At 62.8% G+C, this 20,004-nt stretch carries 16 protein-coding genes; 5 read left to right on the forward strand and 11 right to left on the reverse strand.

What is annotated here, in order from left to right; genetic code table 11:
* Positions 1 to 15: 15 nt before the first annotated feature.
* The 3 genes from BLV09_RS09075 to guaB all read right to left on the reverse strand — a co-directional run bounded on the left by BLV09_RS09075 (position 16) and on the right by guaB (position 3,372).
* Positions 16 to 1,041 (reverse strand): NADP-dependent oxidoreductase, encoded by a 1,026-nt coding sequence (locus tag BLV09_RS09075; protein ID WP_146687042.1) that lies wholly within the window; start codon positions 1,039 to 1,041, stop codon positions 16 to 18.
* Positions 1,042 to 1,100: 59 nt separating this feature from the next.
* Entirely contained in the window at positions 1,101 to 1,724 is a 624-nt protein-coding gene (locus BLV09_RS09080; RefSeq protein WP_146687043.1) for a hypothetical protein, read from the reverse strand.
* A gap of 151 nt (positions 1,725 to 1,875) precedes the next feature.
* Positions 1,876 to 3,372, reverse strand: coding sequence for an IMP dehydrogenase (gene guaB / locus BLV09_RS09085; protein WP_146691034.1), 1,497 nt, complete (start codon positions 3,370 to 3,372; stop codon positions 1,876 to 1,878).
* Between the two features lie 353 nt (positions 3,373 to 3,725).
* Between guaB and BLV09_RS09090 the strand changes: the two genes are divergently transcribed.
* On the forward strand, positions 3,726 to 5,198 hold the full coding sequence (locus BLV09_RS09090) for a DHA2 family efflux MFS transporter permease subunit (protein ID WP_146687044.1): 1,473 nt from the start codon (positions 3,726 to 3,728) through the stop codon (positions 5,196 to 5,198).
* 71 nt (positions 5,199 to 5,269) lie between these two features.
* Here BLV09_RS09090 and BLV09_RS09095 read toward each other — a convergent pair whose 3' ends face one another.
* The 3 genes from BLV09_RS09095 to BLV09_RS09105 form a co-directional block, all read right to left on the reverse strand.
* The gene (locus BLV09_RS09095) at positions 5,270 to 6,058 is read right to left on the reverse strand and encodes a lytic transglycosylase domain-containing protein (protein WP_244549011.1); all 789 of its coding nucleotides are present in this window, start codon (positions 6,056 to 6,058) and stop codon (positions 5,270 to 5,272) included.
* A gap of 198 nt (positions 6,059 to 6,256) precedes the next feature.
* Positions 6,257 to 6,949 (reverse strand): RlmE family RNA methyltransferase, encoded by a 693-nt coding sequence (locus BLV09_RS09100; protein ID WP_100381332.1) that lies wholly within the window; start codon positions 6,947 to 6,949, stop codon positions 6,257 to 6,259.
* 170 nt (positions 6,950 to 7,119) lie between these two features.
* Positions 7,120 to 8,202, reverse strand: coding sequence for a Ppx/GppA phosphatase family protein (locus tag BLV09_RS09105; RefSeq protein ID WP_146687046.1), 1,083 nt, complete (start codon positions 8,200 to 8,202; stop codon positions 7,120 to 7,122).
* Positions 8,203 to 8,394: 192 nt separating this feature from the next.
* On the opposite strand from BLV09_RS09105, the gene BLV09_RS09110 reads away from it, so the two are divergent.
* Positions 8,395 to 10,770 carry a xanthine dehydrogenase family protein molybdopterin-binding subunit gene (locus BLV09_RS09110; protein ID WP_146687047.1) on the forward strand — a complete coding sequence of 792 codons (2,376 nt, stop codon included), beginning with the start codon at positions 8,395 to 8,397 and terminating at the stop codon, positions 10,768 to 10,770.
* A 121-nt stretch (positions 10,771 to 10,891) separates the two neighbouring features.
* Here BLV09_RS09110 and BLV09_RS09115 read toward each other — a convergent pair whose 3' ends face one another.
* On the reverse strand, positions 10,892 to 11,692 hold the full coding sequence (locus BLV09_RS09115; RefSeq protein WP_146687048.1) for a hypothetical protein: 801 nt from the start codon (positions 11,690 to 11,692) through the stop codon (positions 10,892 to 10,894).
* A gap of 157 nt (positions 11,693 to 11,849) precedes the next feature.
* Between BLV09_RS09115 and BLV09_RS09120 the strand changes: the two genes are divergently transcribed.
* The 3 genes from BLV09_RS09120 to BLV09_RS09130 are packed head-to-tail and all read left to right on the forward strand — an operon-like array spanning position 11,850 to position 15,263.
* Entirely contained in the window at positions 11,850 to 12,347 is a 498-nt protein-coding gene (locus BLV09_RS09120) for a YaiI/YqxD family protein (RefSeq protein WP_146687049.1), read from the forward strand.
* Between the two features lie 9 nt (positions 12,348 to 12,356).
* Complete coding sequence (locus BLV09_RS09125; protein ID WP_146687050.1) at positions 12,357 to 14,168, forward strand: ABC-F family ATP-binding cassette domain-containing protein; 1,812 nt, start codon at positions 12,357 to 12,359, stop codon at positions 14,166 to 14,168.
* Positions 14,169 to 14,180: 12 nt separating this feature from the next.
* On the forward strand, positions 14,181 to 15,263 hold the full coding sequence (locus BLV09_RS09130) for a D-TA family PLP-dependent enzyme (RefSeq protein WP_146687051.1): 1,083 nt from the start codon (positions 14,181 to 14,183) through the stop codon (positions 15,261 to 15,263).
* Here the strand turns inward: BLV09_RS09130 and BLV09_RS09135 are convergent.
* The 4 genes from BLV09_RS09135 to BLV09_RS09150 form a co-directional block, all read right to left on the reverse strand.
* Positions 15,260 to 16,528 carry a TIGR03862 family flavoprotein gene (locus tag BLV09_RS09135; RefSeq protein WP_244549012.1) on the reverse strand — a complete coding sequence of 423 codons (1,269 nt, stop codon included), beginning with the start codon at positions 16,526 to 16,528 and terminating at the stop codon, positions 15,260 to 15,262. The genes BLV09_RS09130 and BLV09_RS09135 overlap by 4 nt on opposite strands.
* A 176-nt stretch (positions 16,529 to 16,704) precedes the next feature.
* Entirely contained in the window at positions 16,705 to 17,622 is a 918-nt protein-coding gene (locus tag BLV09_RS09140; RefSeq protein WP_146687052.1) for an SDR family NAD(P)-dependent oxidoreductase, read from the reverse strand.
* A gap of 153 nt (positions 17,623 to 17,775) precedes the next feature.
* Positions 17,776 to 18,255, reverse strand: a complete 480-nt coding sequence (locus BLV09_RS09145; protein WP_100381323.1) for a MaoC family dehydratase — start codon at positions 18,253 to 18,255, stop codon at positions 17,776 to 17,778.
* Positions 18,256 to 19,995, reverse strand: coding sequence for an AMP-binding protein (locus tag BLV09_RS09150; RefSeq protein ID WP_146687053.1), 1,740 nt, complete (start codon positions 19,993 to 19,995; stop codon positions 18,256 to 18,258). It lies immediately after the preceding gene.
* Positions 19,996 to 20,004 lie beyond the last annotated feature (9 nt).

The raw sequence follows: 20,004 nt of genomic DNA on the forward strand, positions 1-20,004 counted from the left end.
CCGCTTTCGACCGGCTCAGGCTCGATCCGGCCCGATGCGCACCAATTGCTTGCCGAAATTGGCGCCCTTGAGAAGCCCCATGAACGCAGCGGGCGCATTCTCCAGGCCCTCGGTGACGAACTCGCGATGCCTGACCTTGCCTTCGCGCACCCATTGCGACATGTCGCGCAGGAAATCCGCGTGACGCGCGGCGAAATCGCTGACGATAAAGCCCCTGATCGTCAGGCGCTTGGTCAGCACGGCGCGCATCAGGGATGACGCCCATTTCGGCGCTTTGGCCTCGGTGTCGTTGTAATGCGCGATCAGGCCGCAGACGGGAACGCGCGCGAACGGATTGAGCAGCGGAAACACCGCCTCGAACACCGCGCCGCCGACATTCTCGAAATAGACGTCGATGCCTTTCGGACAGGCATCTTTCAGTTTCGCCGCCAGATTGGGATCGCGGTGATCGAGGCAATCGTCGAAGCCAAGTTCTTTTTTGACGTAGTCGCACTTGTCCTTGCCGCCGGCGATGCCCACCGCCCGCGCGCCCTTGATCCTTGCGATCTGGCCCACGGCCGAGCCGACCGCGCCGGAGGCGGCCGCGACCACGACGGTTTCGCCGGCTTGCGGCTTTCCGATATCGAGCAATCCCGTATAGGCGGTCATGCCGGGCATGCCGAGCACGCCGACCGCGGTCGAGACCGGTCCAAGTTTCGGATCGATCTTGGTCAGCGCCTTGCCATCCAAGAGTGCATGCGTCTGCCAGCCCGCGCGCGACAGCACGATATCGCCCTTGTCAAAGCCCGGATTATTCGATGCGATCACCTCGGAGACCGTGCCGCCCTCCATCACGCCGCCGATCGGCACCGGCGTCGCATAGGACGGGCCGTCGCTCATGCGCCCGCGCATATAGGGATCGAGCGACAACCAGATGGTGCGCAGCAGGACCTGGCCCTCGCCGGGTGTTGGCGGCGCGTATTCCTCGATACGGAAATCCGACGCCTTGGGCTCGCCCACGGGGCGAGAAACCAGAACCACGCGCTTTGCTGGTTGTGACATGATGGTCTCCTCCGATTTTTATTGGTTCGACGATAACACGGCGCGCGAGCGCGCCAATACTAGGTCGTGATTTTTGCAAGCACGGCGTCGAACGCTGCCGACGCGCTCGGCAGATCCTTGAACGCGCGAACCAGCCGCGATCCGCCAAGATCCTTTTCCGGAATACCCGGCCTGATCTCGGAAAACGGCTTGCCGCCCTCGATCATCGCGGCGGGCGCGCTGACCTGAAATTCATGGTCCTCGATCGGCGCATCCTTCAACAGCCAGACACCGAGCGTCACGACATCGTTGCCGCGCCGGTACGAAATATAGCGGTCGACCGCCACCGTGCCGTCTCTTTGATGTCCGCCGAGCTTGGCATATCCCTTGGCATCCAGCAGCTTGTGCGATCGAAAGCCCTTGATCCCGGTCGACTTTGCTTTGGCGGTTTCTTCGGACAAATCGTATTTCTCGGCCATCTGCTTGCCGACCGTGGCAAGCTGGCCGGACATCTCGTGCTCGAATTCCTTCAGTTCGGTGCGCGGTTTCGACGTCTTGCGGGGTTTGGCGGCGTCCCGCTTTTCCAGTTCAGTGGTGCATTTTGCGATCAGATCGGTCGCAGATTTGCGCTCCGCATTGACCAGCAGATTCTTCAGATCCTGATCTGAGAGCGCAGCAATCCTGTCGTCTGACCAATCGACCATGATGACCAACTTCTTTCGAATGATGTTGAGATAAATCGTTCTGACAACCGCGGCACGGAAACGACTTAAATCGCCGCATGAAGCGCCGTAACGCGGCTCAAACAGTACCGCGTTTCACCGGCCTTGTGGTGGGCAATTTAGGCCTGAGGCCCTATGCCCCGCCGGGGTAATTCGGGCTTTCGCGCGTGATGGTGACATCGTGGACGTGGCTTTCGCGCAAGCCGGCGCCGGTGATGCGCACGAACTGCGCCTTCTCGTGAAACTCGGCGAGGTTCTTCGCGCCGACATAGCCCATCGCCGCGCGCAAACCGCCGGCGAGCTGATGCATGACGTTGCCGACCGGACCCTTGTAAGGCACCTGGCCTTCGATGCCCTCCGGCACCAGCTTGAGCGTATCCTTGATGTCCTGCTGGAAGTAGCGGTCGGCGGAGCCGCGCGCCATTGCACCGACCGAGCCCATGCCACGATAGGCCTTGTAGGAGCGGCCCTGCCACAGAAACACTTCGCCCGGCGTCTCGTCGGTGCCGGCGAGCAAGGAGCCGACCATGGCGATGTCGGCGCCGGCGGCAAGCGCCTTGGCGAGATCGCCAGAATATTTGATGCCGCCATCGGCAATCACGGGCACATTGACTTTCTTGGCGGCTTCGACCGCATCCATGATCGCGGTCAGTTGCGGCACGCCGACGCCGGCCACGATCCGGGTGGTGCAGATCGAACCAGGACCAATGCCGACCTTGATCGCATCGGCGCCCGCATCGATCAGCGCCTGCGCGCCCTCTTGGGTGGCGATGTTGCCGGCGATGACCTGCACCGCATTGGAGAGCCGCTTGATGCGGTTGACGGCTTCGAGCACGCGCGAGGAATGGCCATGCGCGGTGTCGACGACGATCACATCGACGCCGGCATCGATCAGCCGCTCGGTGCGCTCATAACCGCCTTCGCCGACGGTGGTCGCGGCCGCGACCCGCAGCCGGCCCTGCGCGTCCTTGCAGGCCAGCGGATGCGCAACCGCCTTTTCCATGTCTTTTACGGTGATCAATCCGACGCAGCGATACTGATCGTCGACGACCAGCAGCTTTTCGATGCGGTGCTGGTGCAGCATCCGCTTCGCTTCGTCCTGGCTGACGCCCTCGCGCACCGTCACGAGGTTTTCATGCGTCATCAGTTCCGAGATTTTCTGTCGTGGATCCGTCGCAAACCGAACGTCGCGATTGGTGAGAATACCGACCAGCTTGCCGGGCACGCCCTTGCTGGCCCCGGTGACCACCGGAATGCCGGAAAATCCGTGATCGGTCATCAGCGACAGCGCATCCGACAGCATCGCGTCGGGACCGATGGTCAGGGGATTGACGACCATTCCGGATTCGAACTTCTTCACCTGCCGCACCTGGGCGGCCTGGCCGTCGACGTCGAAATTGCGGTGGATGACGCCGATCCCGCCCGACTGCGCCATCGCGATCGCCATGCGCGCCTCGGTGACGGTATCCATCGCGGACGCAATGATGGGAATGTTGAGCGGTATGGCGCGGGTAACGTAGGAGCGGATATCGGCCTCAGAAGGCAGAATGTCCGAAAGGCCGGGTCTCAGAAGCACGTCGTCAAACGTATAGGCTTCGCGTATCCCCGGAAGTCCCTGCATCAGCGCCATTACCAACTCCATTCGGCGGTCATTCACCGCGATCGACCTCGGGATGAACACGTCCGTCGGTGACGCCATTGGCAGCACCGTCGAATCGAGCCCATCGGTAGGGTTGGCGGTGGTCGATAGCATGGCAGGCGGCTAAATCAAAGCGTTTGCCAGCCATGCACAGGCTTTTCGTGTGCCCCGCACCGCATTCATCCGCCGCAGCGCTAACCATCCGGCGGTAGGCCGGGCCGACTTGTCGCTGACGGTGGTGTTACCGAGGATTTAGGTGATTTTCGGGCTTCTGCAATAGCTTGCGCGGCAATGGGGTGGTACAGCGCATGCTCCCCCTCCTCTCCGGCTCCCCCGAAATCTCAATGAACAAAGAACGTTTGATCCCGCTGATCGTGGCCACCGCCTTGTTCATGGAGAACATGGATTCGACCGTTATCGCGACCTCGCTTCCGGCAATCGCAGCAGACATCGGCAGCAGCCCGCTGACGCTGAAACTTGCCATCACCTCGTATCTGCTGGCGCTGGCGGTTTTCATTCCGGCGAGCGGCTGGACCGCCGATCGGTTCGGGCCGCGGACGGTCTTCAGTGTGGCTGTCGCCGTCTTCATCATGGGATCGATCGGCTGCGCGCTGTCCTCTTCCGTCACCGATTTCGTGATCGCGCGCATCGTGCAAGGTCTGGGCGGCGCGATGATGACGCCGGTCGGGCGGCTGGTGCTGCTGCGCTCGATCGACAAAAGCGCCTTGGTGAATGCGATGGCGTGGGTGACAGTGCCGGCGCTAATCGGCCCGGTGATCGGTCCGCCGCTTGGCGGTTTCATCACGACCTATCTGACCTGGCACTGGATCTTTCTGATCAACATTCCGATCGGCCTGCTCGGCATCTTCATGGCGCTGCGCTACATCGATCCGATCCGCGTCGAGAATCCCGAGCGTTTCGATCTTTACGGGCTGGTGCTGGCCGGGATCGGGCTTGGCGGAATAGCGTTCGGCCTTTCGGTCGCGGGCCTCAATCTGCTGCCCTGGCCCGTTGTGATTGCGCTGGTCGCGATCGGCTGTATCTCGATGACGCTCTACGTGATCCACGCGCGGCGAACCGCTTCGCCGGTACTGGACTTTGCGCTGCTGCGGCTGCCGACGATGCGCGCCAGCATCATCGGCGGCTTCATGTTCCGCCTCGGCATCGGCTCGCTGCCATTCCTGCTGCCGCTGTTGATGCAGGTCGGATTCGGCCTGTCGCCGCTTCGCTCGGGGCTCGTCACGTTTGCCTCGGCGGTTGGAGCCATGGGCATGAAGACGCTGGCGGCGCGCATCATCCGCACCTTCGGCTTTCGCAACGTCATGACCATCAATGCGGTCGTGAGTTCGATCTTCCTTGCGGCCTGCGCGCTGTTCACGGTCGCGACGCCGCTGCTTCTGATCATGATCCTGCTGGTGGTTGGCGGCTTTTTCCGCTCGCTGCAATTCACCGCCATCAACACGCTGGCCTATGCGGAAGTCGAGCCGGACCTGATGAGCCGCGCCACCACGCTGGTCAGCGTCAACCAGCAACTGGCCGTTTCCGCCGGCGTCGCCGTCGGCGCGGCCTCGGTGGAATTGACGATGTGGTTCCATCATGTGAGCGAGCTCAATGCGAGCTTGTTCGCGCCGGCCTTCATGGTGGTGGCTGTTATCTCGACGCTGTCGGCGTATTTCTTTTACGAAATGCCAGCCGATGCCGGTCATCAGGTGTCGGGGCGCGGCGTGGTCGTGGTGTCCCCGCCCGAGCGCGACGCCGAACCGGAGGAAACCGCCGCGACCGAAACCGCCAATGCCCGCGATCAGCGCCTGGGGTGATGGCCCAGATCGTGATGGTACGCGGCGAGACCCGAACCGATCGGCGGCAAACCGTGCCCGTTTCGTCTCTGTCAGCGCGACGCCACTCGGCGCCATCTGGCTTCGAGCTGTGCGTTGATCGCTCGGACGCGGGCTTCGCGAGCGACCCAGAAAGCCCGGCTGGCCGCGGCCGTGCCTTGCTTGTATCGCGCGTAGACGTCCTTCGGTGAATTCAACGCCAGCTTCGGAGAATTGGGTGCAGGCGACGGTGTCGAAGCCGGCACAATGACAGGCTCGCTCGCTCCTGCCGTCGCGAAAGGTGAGCCCAGGGCAGCAAGATGGCTTCGCGCCCGACGGCAGTAATTCACAGAGAGCGGGGTCATGATTTCCTCGCCATGACCGGCGCGATACTTCATCAAGGCGCGACAAAGATCGCCGTTGGCAAGGCGCCAAGCCTTGCTCAGATAGATGACACCGTAGTGAATGTTGACTTCCGGTTTTGCGAGCTCGTCAAGACTGCCCTTGAACCCGAGCATCGCCGCCGTGCTTGGCCTGATCTGCATCAGGCCGATCTCGCCAACGCCACCGATCACGGAAGGATCGTAGTTGCTCTCCACGTGCACCACCGCATCGGCGATATCCGCCGGCAGGCCGGTTTTCCGGACTTCCTGCTCGACCATGGCACGAACGGCCGCCCTGAACGAAGGCGCTGGCTCAGGCTTGGGGGTCTGCGCGTTCGCGGGTTCCGACGGCTCCGGTTGTTCTGCGGGCTTGGCCTCGGAAGCTGCCGCCGCGGTGACGGACGGCTCCGGCTGCGGCGCGATTTGGTTCGCGGCGTAAACCGAAGCGGGAGCGATCGCGCCGGCCAGCGCACCAAGCAAAGTCCCAACCAAAACGCGGCGTGGCCGAGAGGCACGCCGTTTTGGCAACAAGTCGAATCCGAAATGGCGAAGACGTCGCTTCAAGCTATCCATTCCCCAACGCAAGCACGACCGCACTTTCCCAGCACAAGAACATTAACAAGCCCTGATGTTTGGCGTCCGGGCGCCGACAAACATCCCAACAAGTCGCGGTTCTGCTTAACCAGACCCGGAGTTCTGACCACGAAACCCCATCGCGAGCACGTAGCGCTCGGAGGAATCCTGCCGGCTCGATGCCGGTTTGACGTGTCGCACGCTGCTAAAATCGCGTTTCAGCTGCGCCAGCAACTCAGCCTCGGCGCCGCTCTGAAATACCTTGGCAACGAAGGTGCCGCCGGGGTTGAGCACATCAGCCGCAAACGCGGCTGCGGTTTCCACCAGACCGATGATACGGAGCTGATCGGTTTTGCGATGCCCCGTGGTGTTGGCGGCCATGTCGGATAGCACCACATCGGCGCGGCCGCCCATCAGTTCGAGGAGTTTAGCTGGAGCATCGCCCGCCAGAAAATCGAGCTGCGCAAACGTGACACCCGCGATCTCCGGCATCTCCAGCAGATCGATCGCGACGACCTTGCCGTTGCCGTTGACCGCATTGACCCGTTTGGCCGCGATCTGGCTCCAGCCTCCCGGCGCTGCGCCGAGATCGACCACGGTGATGCCGTGTTTCAGGAAGTGGTGCTTGTCGTCGATTTCGATCAGCTTGTAGGCCGCGCGCGAGCGATAGCCGTCCCGCTTGGCTTGCGCCACATAGGGATCGTTGAGCTGCCGCTCCAGCCAAAGCTTCGATGACAGCTTGCGCTTGCCACCGCTCTTGACCGTGACATGCAGCCGTCCGGTGGTATCTTTCGCCATATCGATGCTACTTATCCGATGCCGACCTTTTCGGGTCAGGCTCTAACACACTATAGCGTTCTCGAGCGAAGCGGCTTCCGGTTCGCGCGAAGAAAACGCGTCAAAACAACAGAAATAGAGCCTCGGTTCTGATTCCATCAGAATCGAAAAGGCTCCAAGGGCCGATGCGGCTATCGACAGCCGCTCAGCGCGCCGTCCTCACGCATCATCTCGACCAGCATTCCCTCGCGCAGGCCTCGATCGGCGACGCGCAACCGTGGCAACGGGAACGCATTGCGGATCGCGTCGAGGATGGCGCAGCCCGCCAGCACCAGATCGGCGCGTTCGATGCTGATGCAATTATTGTCGGCGCGCTCCTGATAGGTCATGCCGAGCAGGCGCGCGATGGTCGCCGATATATCGGCATTGTTCATCCAGACGCCGTCGATCCGGCGGCGGTCGTATCGCGCCAGGTTGAGATGCACGCCGGCGAGCGTCGTCACGGTACCGGAGGTGCCGAGCAAGTGCATGTCCCCGAGGTCGCCGCCGTGCTCGGCCGCAAAGGGAGCCACGTGTTTGGCAACCTCCTGCACCATCTGCGCATAGGATTGCGGGGTGACGTCCTTGCCGCCGAAATGCTCCGCCAGGGTGACAACGCCGAGCGGGATCGACATCCAGGCCTTGATCCGCGGCGCGGCGTCCTGCTCGTTCGGGTCACGCTCGATCCGAACCAGTTCGGTCGAGCCGCCGCCGATGTCGAACAGGATCGCGCCGCGCCCGCTTTGGTCGATCAGCGGCGAGCAGCCGAGAACCGCGAGCGAAGCCTCGGTCTCGCGATCGATCACCTCGAGCCGGATGCCGGTCTCGGCCGTGACACGGTCCTGAAAGCCTTCGGCGTTCGAGGCCGCGCGGCAGGCTTCCGTTGCGATCAGCCGCAGGCGCTTGGCCTTCCTCGCCTGGATCTTGTCGCGGCAAATGCTCAACGCCGCGATGGCCCGTTCGATCGCAGCTTCGCTGATGCTGCCGGTCGACGAGATTCCCTCCCCCAGCCGGATGATCCGGGAGAATGAATCGACCACGCGAAATCCGTCACCCACCGGACAGGCGATCAGCAGCCGGCAATTGTTGGTGCCGAGGTCCAGCGCGGCATAGACGCCAGCCCCCGCAGCCAGCGAATGACCCGCTCCCGGCAGGCCCAGGCCCGCCGCCGCGGCAGATTCTTGCGGGCTCTCGCGCGGCCCAAGGCCGTCGTGAAGCCGCGTGTCGTCGTTCATCAAATTGTCTTTCCGCGGCCAGTTGTGGCCGGCGAGGATTTCCGTTCACGGAAACTTTAGCAGCGCCCGCCGGGGGTGCAACAGTGACCATAGGACCATGCCCAATCAGGCGTTGTCGTTCGGCTGTGGCTGGTTTATCTGGGGTGGAATCCCGCAAAAACTACGCAAAAGCCGGTCATTCAGGTCCTTTACATGCAAGATTACACGCCTCCAGCTTCGCTGGAAAACGCCATCGCACTGCAAAAATTCGGTGTCGGGCAACCGGTCCGCCGCAAGGAAGACGATACCCTGGTGCGGGGCAAGGGCAAATATACCGATGATTTCAGCCTGACGGGGCAGACCTACGCCTGGATCGTGCGCTCCAGCCACGCCCACGGGATCATTCGCGGCATCGATACGCAGGCGGCCAAAACCATGCCCGGCGTGCTCGGCGTCTGGACTGGCACGGACCTCGCGGCTGCGAATTACGGGCCATTCACCTGCGGCCTGCCGCTGAAGAACCGCGACGGCTCGCCGCTGCTGCAGACCAACCGCCCGGCGCTTGTGACCGACAAGGTGCGTTACGTCGGCGATCCCGTGGCTTTCGTCGTTGCCGAGACGCTTGCACAGGCGCGTGACGCCGCGGAAGCGGTCGAACTCGACATCGAACCGCTGCCCGCCGTGACCAATGCCGAGGAAGCTGCCAAGCCGGGCGCGCCGCAGCTCTACGATCACATCCCCAACAATGTGGCGCTGGACTATCACTATGGCGACGCCGCCAAGATCGATGCGGCCTTCGCCAGCGCCGCCCATGTGACCAAGCTCGACATCGTCAACACCCGCGTCGCCGTGGTGTCGATGGAACCGCGTGTGGCGATCGGCGCCTACGACAAGACCAGCGAGCGCTACACGATCCAGGTCCCGACCCAGGGCGTCTCGGGAAACCGGGCCACGCTCGCCAAGATTTTGAATGTCCCGGCCGAGAAGGTTCGCATCCTGACCGCCAATGTCGGCGGCTCGTTCGGCATGAAGAACATCAGCTATCCCGAATACACCTGCATCCTGCATGCGGCGAAGGCGTTGGGCCGCCCGGTGAAATGGACCGACGAACGCTCGACCAGCTTTCTGTCGGACAGCCAGGGCCGCGCCCAGATCATCCATGCCGAGCTTGCGCTCGACAGCGAAGGCAAGTTCCTCGCCGTCCGCCTCAACGGCTACGGCAATCTCGGCGCCTATATCAGCGGCGTCTCACCGGGACCGCTGTCGCTCAACACCGGAAAGAATCTCGCCAGCGTCTATCGCACGCCGCTGCTCAGCGTCGACATCAAGACGGTGCTGACCAACACCACGCTGATGGGCGCCTATCGCGGCGCCGGTCGGCCCGAGGCCAATTATTTCATGGAGCGGCTGATCGATAGAGCCGCCGATGAGATGGGCATCAACCGGCTCACCTTGCGCAAGCGCAATTTCATCAAGCCGGCGCAGTTGCCGTTTGCGGCAGCGTCCGGCGTCACCTACGACAGCGGCGATTTCCAGGGCGTCTTCGACAAGGCGCTGGAGATTTCCGACCATGCCAACTTCGCCAAGCGCAAGAAGGAAAGCCGCAAGAACGGCAAGCTCCGGGGCATCGCGGTCGGCTCCTATCTCGAAGTCACCGCGCCGCCGAGCGGCGAGCTCGGCAAGATCACCTTCGAACCGGATGGATCGGTCAAGCTCACGACGGGCACGCTCGATTACGGCCAGGGTCATGCCACGCCGTTCGCGCAGGTGCTTTCGGCGCAGCTCGGCGTGCCCTTTGACAAGATCACGCTGGAGCAGAACGACAGCGATCTCGTGCGTTTCGGCAACGGCACCGGCGGCTCCCGCTCGATCACGGCGACCGGCAAGGCGATCGTTGAATCGTCCGCGCTGGTCATCGCCAAGGGAAAACAGGCCGCCGCGCATATGATGGAAGCCGCCGAAGGCGACATCGAATTCGCCAACGGCCGTTTCACCATCGCCGGCACCGACCGCAGCATCGACATCATGGAACTGTCGCGCCGAATGCGCGAAGACAAACTGCCCGAGGATGTGCCGTCCTCGCTCGACGTCGATCACAACACCACGGACACGCCTTCGACCTTTCCCAATGGCTGCCATGTCGCGGAAGTAGAAATCGATCCGGAGACCGGCGTGGTGCGCATCGTGCGCTACACCGGCGTCAATGACTTCGGCACCATCGTCAACCCGATGATCGTCGCGGGCCAGCTCCATGGCGGCGTGGCGCAGGGCATTGGTCAGGCGCTGATGGAAGAGGTCAGCTACGATTCAAGCGGCCAGCCGATTACGGGATCGTTCATGGACTACGCGATGCCGCGCGCGGAAGATGTTCCGGTCATGGCGGTCGGCGATCATCCCTCGCCGGCCAAGTCCAATCCGCTGGGCACTAAGGGGTGCGGCGAAGCCGGTTGCGCCGGCAGCCTGGTCTGCATCGTAAATGCAGTGGTCGATGCGCTGTCCGAATACGGCATCACGCATCTCGACATGCCGCTGACGCCGGAGCGGGTCTGGCGCGCGATCCAGGATGCCAAGAAGGCGAAGGCGGCGTAAGGCGGGGCACGGGCCTCCACTCGTCATACCCGGGCTTGACCCGCGTATCCATCGATCTTCGCAAGACTCTCAATGCGATGGATCGCCGGGTCAAGCCCGGCAATGACGATGTAGGATTAACCTACGCCGCGGCCTGCTCGCGCGGCTGATAGATCGCGATGTGCTGGCAATGTGCCAGCGGCGTCTTGCCGTTGGCGACGACGAGGGCGTCGAGCTCGACGAAACGGTGGCCCTTTTTCTCGTAATTGCCGGTGACCTTGGCGCGAGCCGTCAGCTCATCGCCGCTGCGCGCGGCGGAAAGAAGCTGCATCCGGCTGCCGACGTGAATCCACGGCCCCAGGATGGCGTTATCGACCAGCACCTTGTTCATCACCCGCTGCAGAAGGCCGGGATGTCCCAGGCCTTCCCGCGCATAGATCGCATCGGTCTCGCGAATATCGGCGAGATATTCCGTCGCCGCATCGCCAGCCCAGGCGCGCGGCAGGGTGCCAAGCCATTTGCTGATCTCATACGAGGCCGGACTCACCGGCTCGCGTTCGGCCACCGCCGCGACCTCGGTGAAATCGGCCATCGAGAAAAACGGCGCGGAAGCAGGCAACGACGCGCTGCCGGTCGCGCAAAGCCCACCGCGGCTTGCCACCTCGATCGCGAGCACGCCATCGCTCTCCTCGCCGGTGACATCGGCGATCTCGCCGTCATAGACCGGCTTGATGAAGCGCGCCTCGATCAAGCCGCGCCCGAGGAAGGCGCGGCCCCATTTCCTGACCGGCAGGTGCATCATGTAGGCCATCACGTCGACGCCCGGCACCAGTCCGCCGCTAAATCCGAACCGCCGCGCCACGGCGTCGTCGTGGATCTTGTTTTCCGATTGTTTTGACGTGTTGTAGGCCGACACGCGGTACGCTTCGAGCTGACTTGTCACGCCTGATTCCCCTGCATTTGACGGTCTTGTCCTGCGATGATCGTACGCAAAGCAGTCGTCATGGCAAGCGTGTTCCGGAAGCGTGTTTTCCTCGCATTTTTGCCGCCCATGGGGTACCACCCGCCGACACTCGCAGCCCCCCGGCCAGAACCAACCGATGACGCCAAGCCCGAACCCGACCCGCATCTATGTCGATGCCGACGCCTGCCCGGTCAAAGACGAGATCTATCGCGTCGCCATCCGGCACGGCCTGCCGGTCAGCGTGGTTGCAGGCCAATTCATTCGGGTGCCGCAAGATCCCCTGATCGAGCGCATCGCGGCGGGTTCCGGGATGGATGCCGCCGACGACTGGATTGCGGAACGCGCCGGAAAGGGCGATATCGTCATTACATCCGATATCCCGCTAGCGAGCCGCTGCGTGAAAGCAGGCGCTGACGTGATCGCCCCAAACGGCAAGCCATTCACGGAACAATCGATCGGCATGACGTTAGCGGTCCGCAACCTGATGACCGATTTGCGGTCGTCGGGAGGGGTCACCGGCGGACCCCCGTCGTTCGCACCGCGTGACCGCTCGTCATTCTTGTCGGCGCTCGATCAGACCATCCGCCGCATCCAGCGTCAGCGGGCAACCCAGCCCGCACAGAAACAAAGTTGAATTGATAATATGGCGCCTCCTCTGATCCAGTTGAAAGACATCAAGCTGACCTTCGGCGGCACGCCGCTGCTGTCAGGCGTTGAACTGTCGGTGTCGTCGAGCGAGCGCGTGTGCCTGATCGGCCGCAACGGCTCCGGCAAATCGACACTGCTGAAGATCGCGGCCGGTCTGGTTGAACCCGACAGTGGCAGCCGCTTCGTGCAACCCGGTGCGACCGTCCGCTATCTGCCGCAGGAGCCGGATTTTGCCGGCTTCGCAACCACGCTGGCCTATGTCGAAGCGGGCCTTGCGCCCGGCGACGACCATTACCAGGCCCGCTATGTCCTGGAGCAACTCGGCCTGCACGGCGATGAAGATCCCGCGCAGGTATCCGGAGGCGAGGCCCGCCGCGCGGCGCTCGCGCGCGTGCTGGCGCCCTCGCCCGATATCCTGCTGCTGGACGAGCCCACCAACCATCTCGATCTCACCACCATCGAATGGCTGGAAGGCGAACTCGGCAGCCGCCGCAGCGCCCTTGTCATCATCAGCCACGACCGCCGGTTTCTGTCCAACCTGTCACGCTCTACCGCGTGGCTCGATCGCGGCCAGATCCGGCAGATCGACCGCGGCTTTAGTGCGTTCGAGGCCTGGCGCGACGAAGTGCTGGCGGAAGAAGAGCGTGACCAGCACAAGCTCGACCGCAAGATCGTCAACGAAGAACACTGGCTGCGCTACGGCGTTTCCGGACGCCGCAAGCGCAACGTCAAGCGACTCGGAAATCTGTACGCGCTGCGCGAGCAGCGCCGCGATTATCGCGGCGCTGCCGGGAATGCCAACCTTGCCGCGGCCGAAGCCGACAAATCCGGCAAGCTGATCATCGAAGCCAAGAACATCAGCCGGTCCTATGGCGATCGCAAGATCGTCGACGATTTCTCGATCCGCGTGCAGCGCGGTGACCGCATCGGTATCGTCGGACCGAACGGCGTCGGCAAGACAACACTGATCGAGATGCTGACTGGCGCGAATCCGCCGGATAGCGGAACCATCCGGTTCGGCGCCAATATCGAAATGGCAACGCTCGATCAGCACCGCGAAAGCCTCGATCCAAAATCGACGCTGGCCGAAGCCTTGACCGGCGGGCGCAGCGACCACGTGATGGTCGGCGGCAAGCCAAAGCACGTCGTCAGCTATATGAAGGACTTCCTGTTCGGACAGGAGCAGATGCGCACGCCGCTCGAAGTACTCTCGGGCGGCGAACGCGGACGCCTGATGCTTGCCCGCGCGCTGGCAAAGCCGTCCAACCTGCTGGTGCTGGACGAGCCGACCAACGATCTCGATCTTGAAACCCTCGATGTGCTGGAGGAAATGCTCGGCGACTACGAAGGTACTGTCATCCTGATCAGCCATGATCGCGACTTCCTCGATCGCGTCGTAACCTCTGTCATCGCGCCTGAGGGCGACGGCCGCTGGATCGAATATGCCGGCGGCTATACCGACATGCTGGCGCAGCGCGGCGCCGATTTGAAACGCGAGGCGGCGAAAGCTTCCACCGCCGAAGGTAACAAGGCAACGAAGGGCACCCCGCTCCAAGGCACAGCCAGGCGCCGGCTGAACTTCAACGAGAAGCACGCGCTCGAAACGCTACCGAAGACCATCGCGAAACTTCAGGCCGAGATCGCCAAACAGCAGCGGCACCTTGACGATCCCAATCTCTACAAGAAGGATCGCAAGAAATTCGATCAAGCCTCTGACGCGCTGACAAAAGCCCAAAAAGAGCTGCAGGAGGCGGAAGACAAATGGCTGGAACTTGAAGTGCTGCGCGAAGAAATCGAACAGGCCTGATCCGGAGTTACGATGACCACGTCCCTCGCCGCCAAAATCGCCCGCGACTACGGCACACCCGCCGCTGTCATCGACATGGATCGCGTCGAACGAAACATCGCGCGCATCCAGGCCGCCTGCGACGCCGCCGGGGTCGCCAACCGGCCGCACATCAAGACCCACAAGAGCCCGATGCTGGCCAAGATGCAGATCGCGGCCGGCGCGAAGGGCATCACCTGCCAGAAACTCGGCGAAGCCGAAGTGATGGCGGACGCCGGGATCGACGACATCCTGATCAGCTACAATCTGATCGGCGAAGAGAAAATGACACGGCTTGGCGCATTGCAGGCCAAGGCCCATATGACAGTCGCGGTCGACAATTCGGTTGTCATTGCGGGCCTGCCGCAGGCGGCTGCGATTTCCGGCCGCCCGTTGTCGGTTGTGGTCGAATGCGACACCGGCCGCAAGCGTGCCGGGGTCGAGACGCCTGCGGAAGCGATCGCGCTCGCACGCGAGATCGCGGCGTCAAAGGGACTGCAATTCACAGGCTTCATGCTGTATCCGACCGAAACCGGCTGGGCGGAAGCGCAGAAATTCTACGATGAAGCGTTGGCCGGCGTGCGCGCCCATGGGCTCGGCCCGACGATGGTCTCGACCGGCGGGACACCGAACCTGAAGAATGTCGGCAAGCTCAAGGGCGCGACCGAGCATCGGCCCGGCACCTACATCTACAACGATCGCATGCAGGTCGCGGCTGGCGTCGCCGGCTGGGATGATTGCGCGCTGAATATCTATTCGACGGTCGTGAGCCGCGCCGGACCGGATCGCGGCATTCTCGACGCCGGCTCCAAGACGCTCACGTCAGATACCGGCGGCGGTCTCGACGGCCACGGGCTGATCCTCGAACATCCCGAGGCGAAAATCGCGCGCTTCGCCGAGGAACACGGTTTTCTTGATCTGACGCGCAGCAATACCCGTCCCAATGTCGGCGACGTCGTGCGTATCGTGCCCAATCACGTTTGTGTCGTCGTCAACATGATGGACGAAGTGGTGATGGTGCGCGGCGACGAGATCATCGGCACGCTGCCGGTCGCCGCGCGCGGCAAGCTGCGCTAGCGAGATAACCACTTCAGCGCGCCGCGTCCCGCCGCGGCTCCCGTGGCAAACGACGCCTGCAGCAGATAGCCGCCGGTCGGCGCTTCCCAGTCGAGCATCTCGCCGGCGGCGAACATTCCGGGCAAGCGGCGGATCATGAAGCCGGTATCGAGCTCATCGAACGATATTCCCCCGGCGGTCGAGATCGCGCGCGCGATCGGCGCTGTGCCATTGAGCCGGACCGGAACCGCATTGATCAATTGGGCCAGAGCCGGCGCCGATAACGACGCCAGCGACACCCCGGATGCTTTCGCCGCCTCCTGCAACAGACCGATGGCGGCTGGCGGCAGATGCGCCGCCTTGCGCAGGAAATTGGCCAGGGATTGTTTGCCCCTGGGCGCGGATAACCGCGCGATCAGGTCATGTGACTCCATATCCGGGCGCAACGCGATATGCAGGGTTGCCTCCCCGGCGCGGCCAATCGCCTCGCGCAAATCGGATGATAACGCGTAGATCGCGCCGCCTTCGATGCCGGCACGGGTAATAATGGCCTCGCCGCGCACCCTGCGCCCGCCAAACGTCAGCTCCACGCCCTTCAAGGGCTGGCCTTCAAAGCGGTCGCGAAAGATGCCGGACCAGGCGACGGTAAATCCGCAATTGGCTGGCTGCAGCGGCGAGATGATCACACCCTTTGCGGCAAGTATTCCTGCCCACGATCCGTCCGATCCGAGCCGTGGCCAGCTTGCTCCGCCCAGCGCAAGCACTGTTGCACCTGCATCGACGGTCTGTTTTCCGGCGGAGGTTTCGAACGAAAGACGTCCCTCATCGTCCCAGCCGGCCCAGCGGTGGCGCAACGCGAAGGCTGCACCGATCGAGTTCAATCGCCGCAACCATGCCCGCAGCAAGGGCGAAGCCTTGAATGCTTCCGGAAAAACCCGGCCGCTGGAGCCGACGAAGGTCGGCTGCCCCAACGCCGCGCTCCATTCGCGTAAAGAGCTCGGCGGGAAAGTCTCTATTGCGGCCTTGAGGTGTGGCATCGCGTTGCCGTAACGCGCAAGGAATTGCGGAAGCGGTTCGCTGTGCGTCAAATTGAGCCCACCGCGCCCGGCCATCAAAAACTTGCGGCCTGCGGACGGCATCACATCATAGACCGTGACGATGGCGCCGCCGTTGGCCAGCACTTCGGCCGCCATCAGCCCCGCAGGTCCGGCACCGATGACAGCGACTTTTTTTGTGGGAGGTAGAGCCATGCCGAGAGTGTAGGCCGAATTAAAAGAAATCGTCATGCCCGGGCTTGTCCCGGGCATCCACGTCTAACTTTTGTGAGGCATCAAAGACGTGGATGGCCGGGTCAAGCCCGGCCATGACGTGGCATGTTTCGTCATCCCGGGACACGTGTCTCGGAGAGAATCCCAAATGTGCAATTGCACATCGGGGAATCTCGGTACTCGGAATAACGCGATTAGAGCTTGATCCCCGCCCTCGCCGCGGCCTGCTCGACATATTTCTGGGTCTGCTGGAACGCGCCTTCCAGCGCCTTCGCTTTCGACATGTCGCTGATCTCGGCAAAATGCGCCGCAATCGCGTCGGGGGTCCAGTCGGATTGGGCTAAGTTGATGCCTTCACTTTCCAGGATCTTGATCACGGCAAACGAGCCTGCACCCGCACCCATGATGGTGCGGGTCGGCGCGTCCTCGCTGAGCAGAAATTCGACTGCCGGCGTGATGGCTTCCGGCTTCATCAGCGCCAGCGCCTGCGGCGGCAGCAATTCTTCCGTCATCCGCGTCGCAGCCGTCGGCGAGATCGTGTTGACGCGAATGTTGTTCTTGCGGCCTTCCTCGGCCAGCACGTTCATCAGGCCGACCATGCCGGTTTTCGCCGCGCCATAATTGGCCTGGCCGAAATTGCCGTAAAGACCCGACGATGACGTGGTGACGACGATGCGGCCATAATTGCGCTCGCGCATGCCGTCCCACACCGCCTTGCAGCAGTAGAACGTTCCGACCAGATGCACGTCCAGCACCTTGGCGAAATCTGCGACCTCCATTTTGCCGAACGATTTATCGCGCAGGATTCCGGCATTGGCGCAAAGCAGATCGACGCTGCCCCACTCCCTGGTCACGCGGTCCACCATCGCCGTGACCTGCGCGAAGTTCGAGACATCGGCGCCGTCGGCCATGGCGACGCCACCGGCTTTGCGGATTTCCTCGACCACGGCCTCTGCCGGTGTCAGCGATCCGCCGGTGCCGTCGCGAGCACCGCCAAAATCGTTGACCACGACTTTCGCGCCCCGGCTCGCCAGTCCCAATGCATGTGCGCGTCCAAGGCCATTGCCCGCGCCGGTGACGATGGCCACGCGTCCGTCAAACCTGATTGTCATGATTGCAATTCCAAGGGTTCTGTTTTGTCATGCCCGGGCAAAAGCGCGAAGCGCGTCTTCGCGCAGATGATCCGGGCCTCCATCAAAAAATCGACTGGTTTTTGATCAGTGATGGATTGCCGGGTCAAGCCCGGCAATGACGGGGTTGGGACATTAAGCGAAGTAAATGAGACCGATCCAGTCGGCGACCAGAGCGGGCTTTTCCTCGCCCTCGATCTCGACGGTGACATTGGTGCGCGATTGCAATTCCTTGGGCTTGCGCAGCTTGGCTTCCGCGAGCGTAAAGCGGCCGCGCACCCGCGAGCCCGAGCGAACCGGCGAGATGAAGCGCAATTTGTCGAAGCCGTAGTTCACGCCCATGGTGGTGCCCTCGATCACGGGCATCACTTCATAGGACATGATGCTCATCAGCGACATCGTCAGAAAGCCATGCGCGATCGTCGTGCCGAATGACGTTTCCTTTTTGGCCCGCTCGGGATCGACGTGGATGAACTGATGATCCTCGATCACATCGGCGTAGACGTCGATCCGATTCTGATCGACGAGATGCCACGCCGACACGCCAACTTCATGGCCGACCATCTTCTGATAGGCATCCAGCGAAATCGGTGGCTTCTTCCAGACTTCATTCATTCAGCTATTCTCCGCCGATCCGGCTGTTCGTACTTTCTGCAGCTCCGGAAAATCCTCTTCGCGAAATTCCTGGCCTCGTAGCGCGTCGTCGCGATTATTATCATGCTCCAGACGTCGCAACTGTACACGCCTGATTTTTCCGGAGATCGTCTTCGGCAATTCCGTCACGAGTTCGATCTTGCGGATGCGCTTGAACGGCGCCAGCCGCGCATGCAGGTGGCGGAACACCGACAACGCGGTTTCCGGCGAACGCTCCACGCCCGCCACCAGCAGCACATAGGCCTTGGGGATCGCAAGACGGATCGGATCGGGGCTGGGCACGACGGCAGCCTCCGCCACCGATTCATGCTCCAGCAGCACGCTTTCGAGTTCGAACGGACTGATCCGGTAGTCCGATGATTTGAAGACGTCGTCGGACCGGCCGACAAAGGTCAGATAGCCCTCGTCGTCGACGAAGACGACATCGCCGCTGCGATAGAGATCGCCGTCCGCGCCGCTCAGCTTGCCATCGTCGCCCTGATAGCCCTGCATCAGGCCCGCAGGCCTGTCAGGGCCGAGCACCAGCGTCACCTCGCCCTCCTTGGTCAGATGTCCGTCGCTACCGGTGATCTGCACGCGATAACCGGGCAGCGGACGGCCCATCGATCCGACCTTCACCTTCTGGCCCGGTGAATTGCCCGCCAACGCCGTGGTCTCGGTCTGGCCGTAGCCATCGCGGATCGTCAAACCCCAGGCGGTGCGAACCTGATCGATCACTTCGGGATTGAGCGGTTCGCCGGCGCCGCAGACCTCGCGCAGCGATACCTTGAAGGTTGCGAGCTTCTCCTGAATGAACAGGCGCCATACCGTCGGCGGCGCGCACAGCGTGGTGACGCCGCATCGGCCGATGGTCGCGAGCAAACCCTTAGCGTCAAAGCGCGGCTGATTGACCACGAATACCGTGGCGCCCGCGTTCCAGGGCGCAAAGAGGCAGCTCCAGGCGTGCTTGGCCCATCCGGGCGAAGAAATGTTCAGATGGACGTCGCCGGGCTGCAAGCCCAGCCAATACATCGTCGACAGCCCGCCTACGGGATAGCTGCGCTGGCTGTGCCGCACCAGTTTTGGTTTTGCCGTGGTGCCTGACGTGAAATACAGCAGCATGGGATCTTCAGCGTTGGTCGGCCCATCCGGTTTGAAGGCTTCCGGAAAAGTCGCGGCCTGCTCGAACGGCAGCCAGCCCTGATGGCTTGACGACGCGCCGACGACGATCCGAACCAGATGGTTGCTGCCGAGGCCCGCGAATTTCGCGACCTGATCCTGCGAGGCCACCACGATCTTGGCGCGGCCGCGATCGAGCCGGTCGCGTAGTTCGTCCGGCGTCAACAGCGTCGTCGCGGGGATCACCACCACGCCGAGCTTCATCGCCGCCAGCATGGTTTCCCACAACGGAACGACGTTGCCGAGCAACAGCAGCAGATGGTCGCCGCGCTGCAGCCCCTGCGCGCGCAGGAAGTTCGCGACCTGATTGGAGCGGCGCGACAATGCCTCGAACGAGAGTTTGGTCTCACGATTGCCGCCGGCATCGACGATCCATAGCGCTACGCGATCCTTGCTGTCGGCGTTGCGCGCCAGCTCGGCATCGAACCAGTCCAGCGCCCAGTTGAACGGCACCGGATCGGGCCAGCGAAATCCCTTCACCGCCGCATCATAGTCGGTGCGATGCTTGAGCAGGAAAGAGCGCGCGTCCTGGAACGTGGTCATGGGCTGCCT

It is taken from the genome of Bradyrhizobium canariense (assembly GCF_900105125.1).
Classification (GTDB): Bacteria; Pseudomonadota; Alphaproteobacteria; order Rhizobiales; family Xanthobacteraceae; genus Bradyrhizobium; species Bradyrhizobium canariense_A.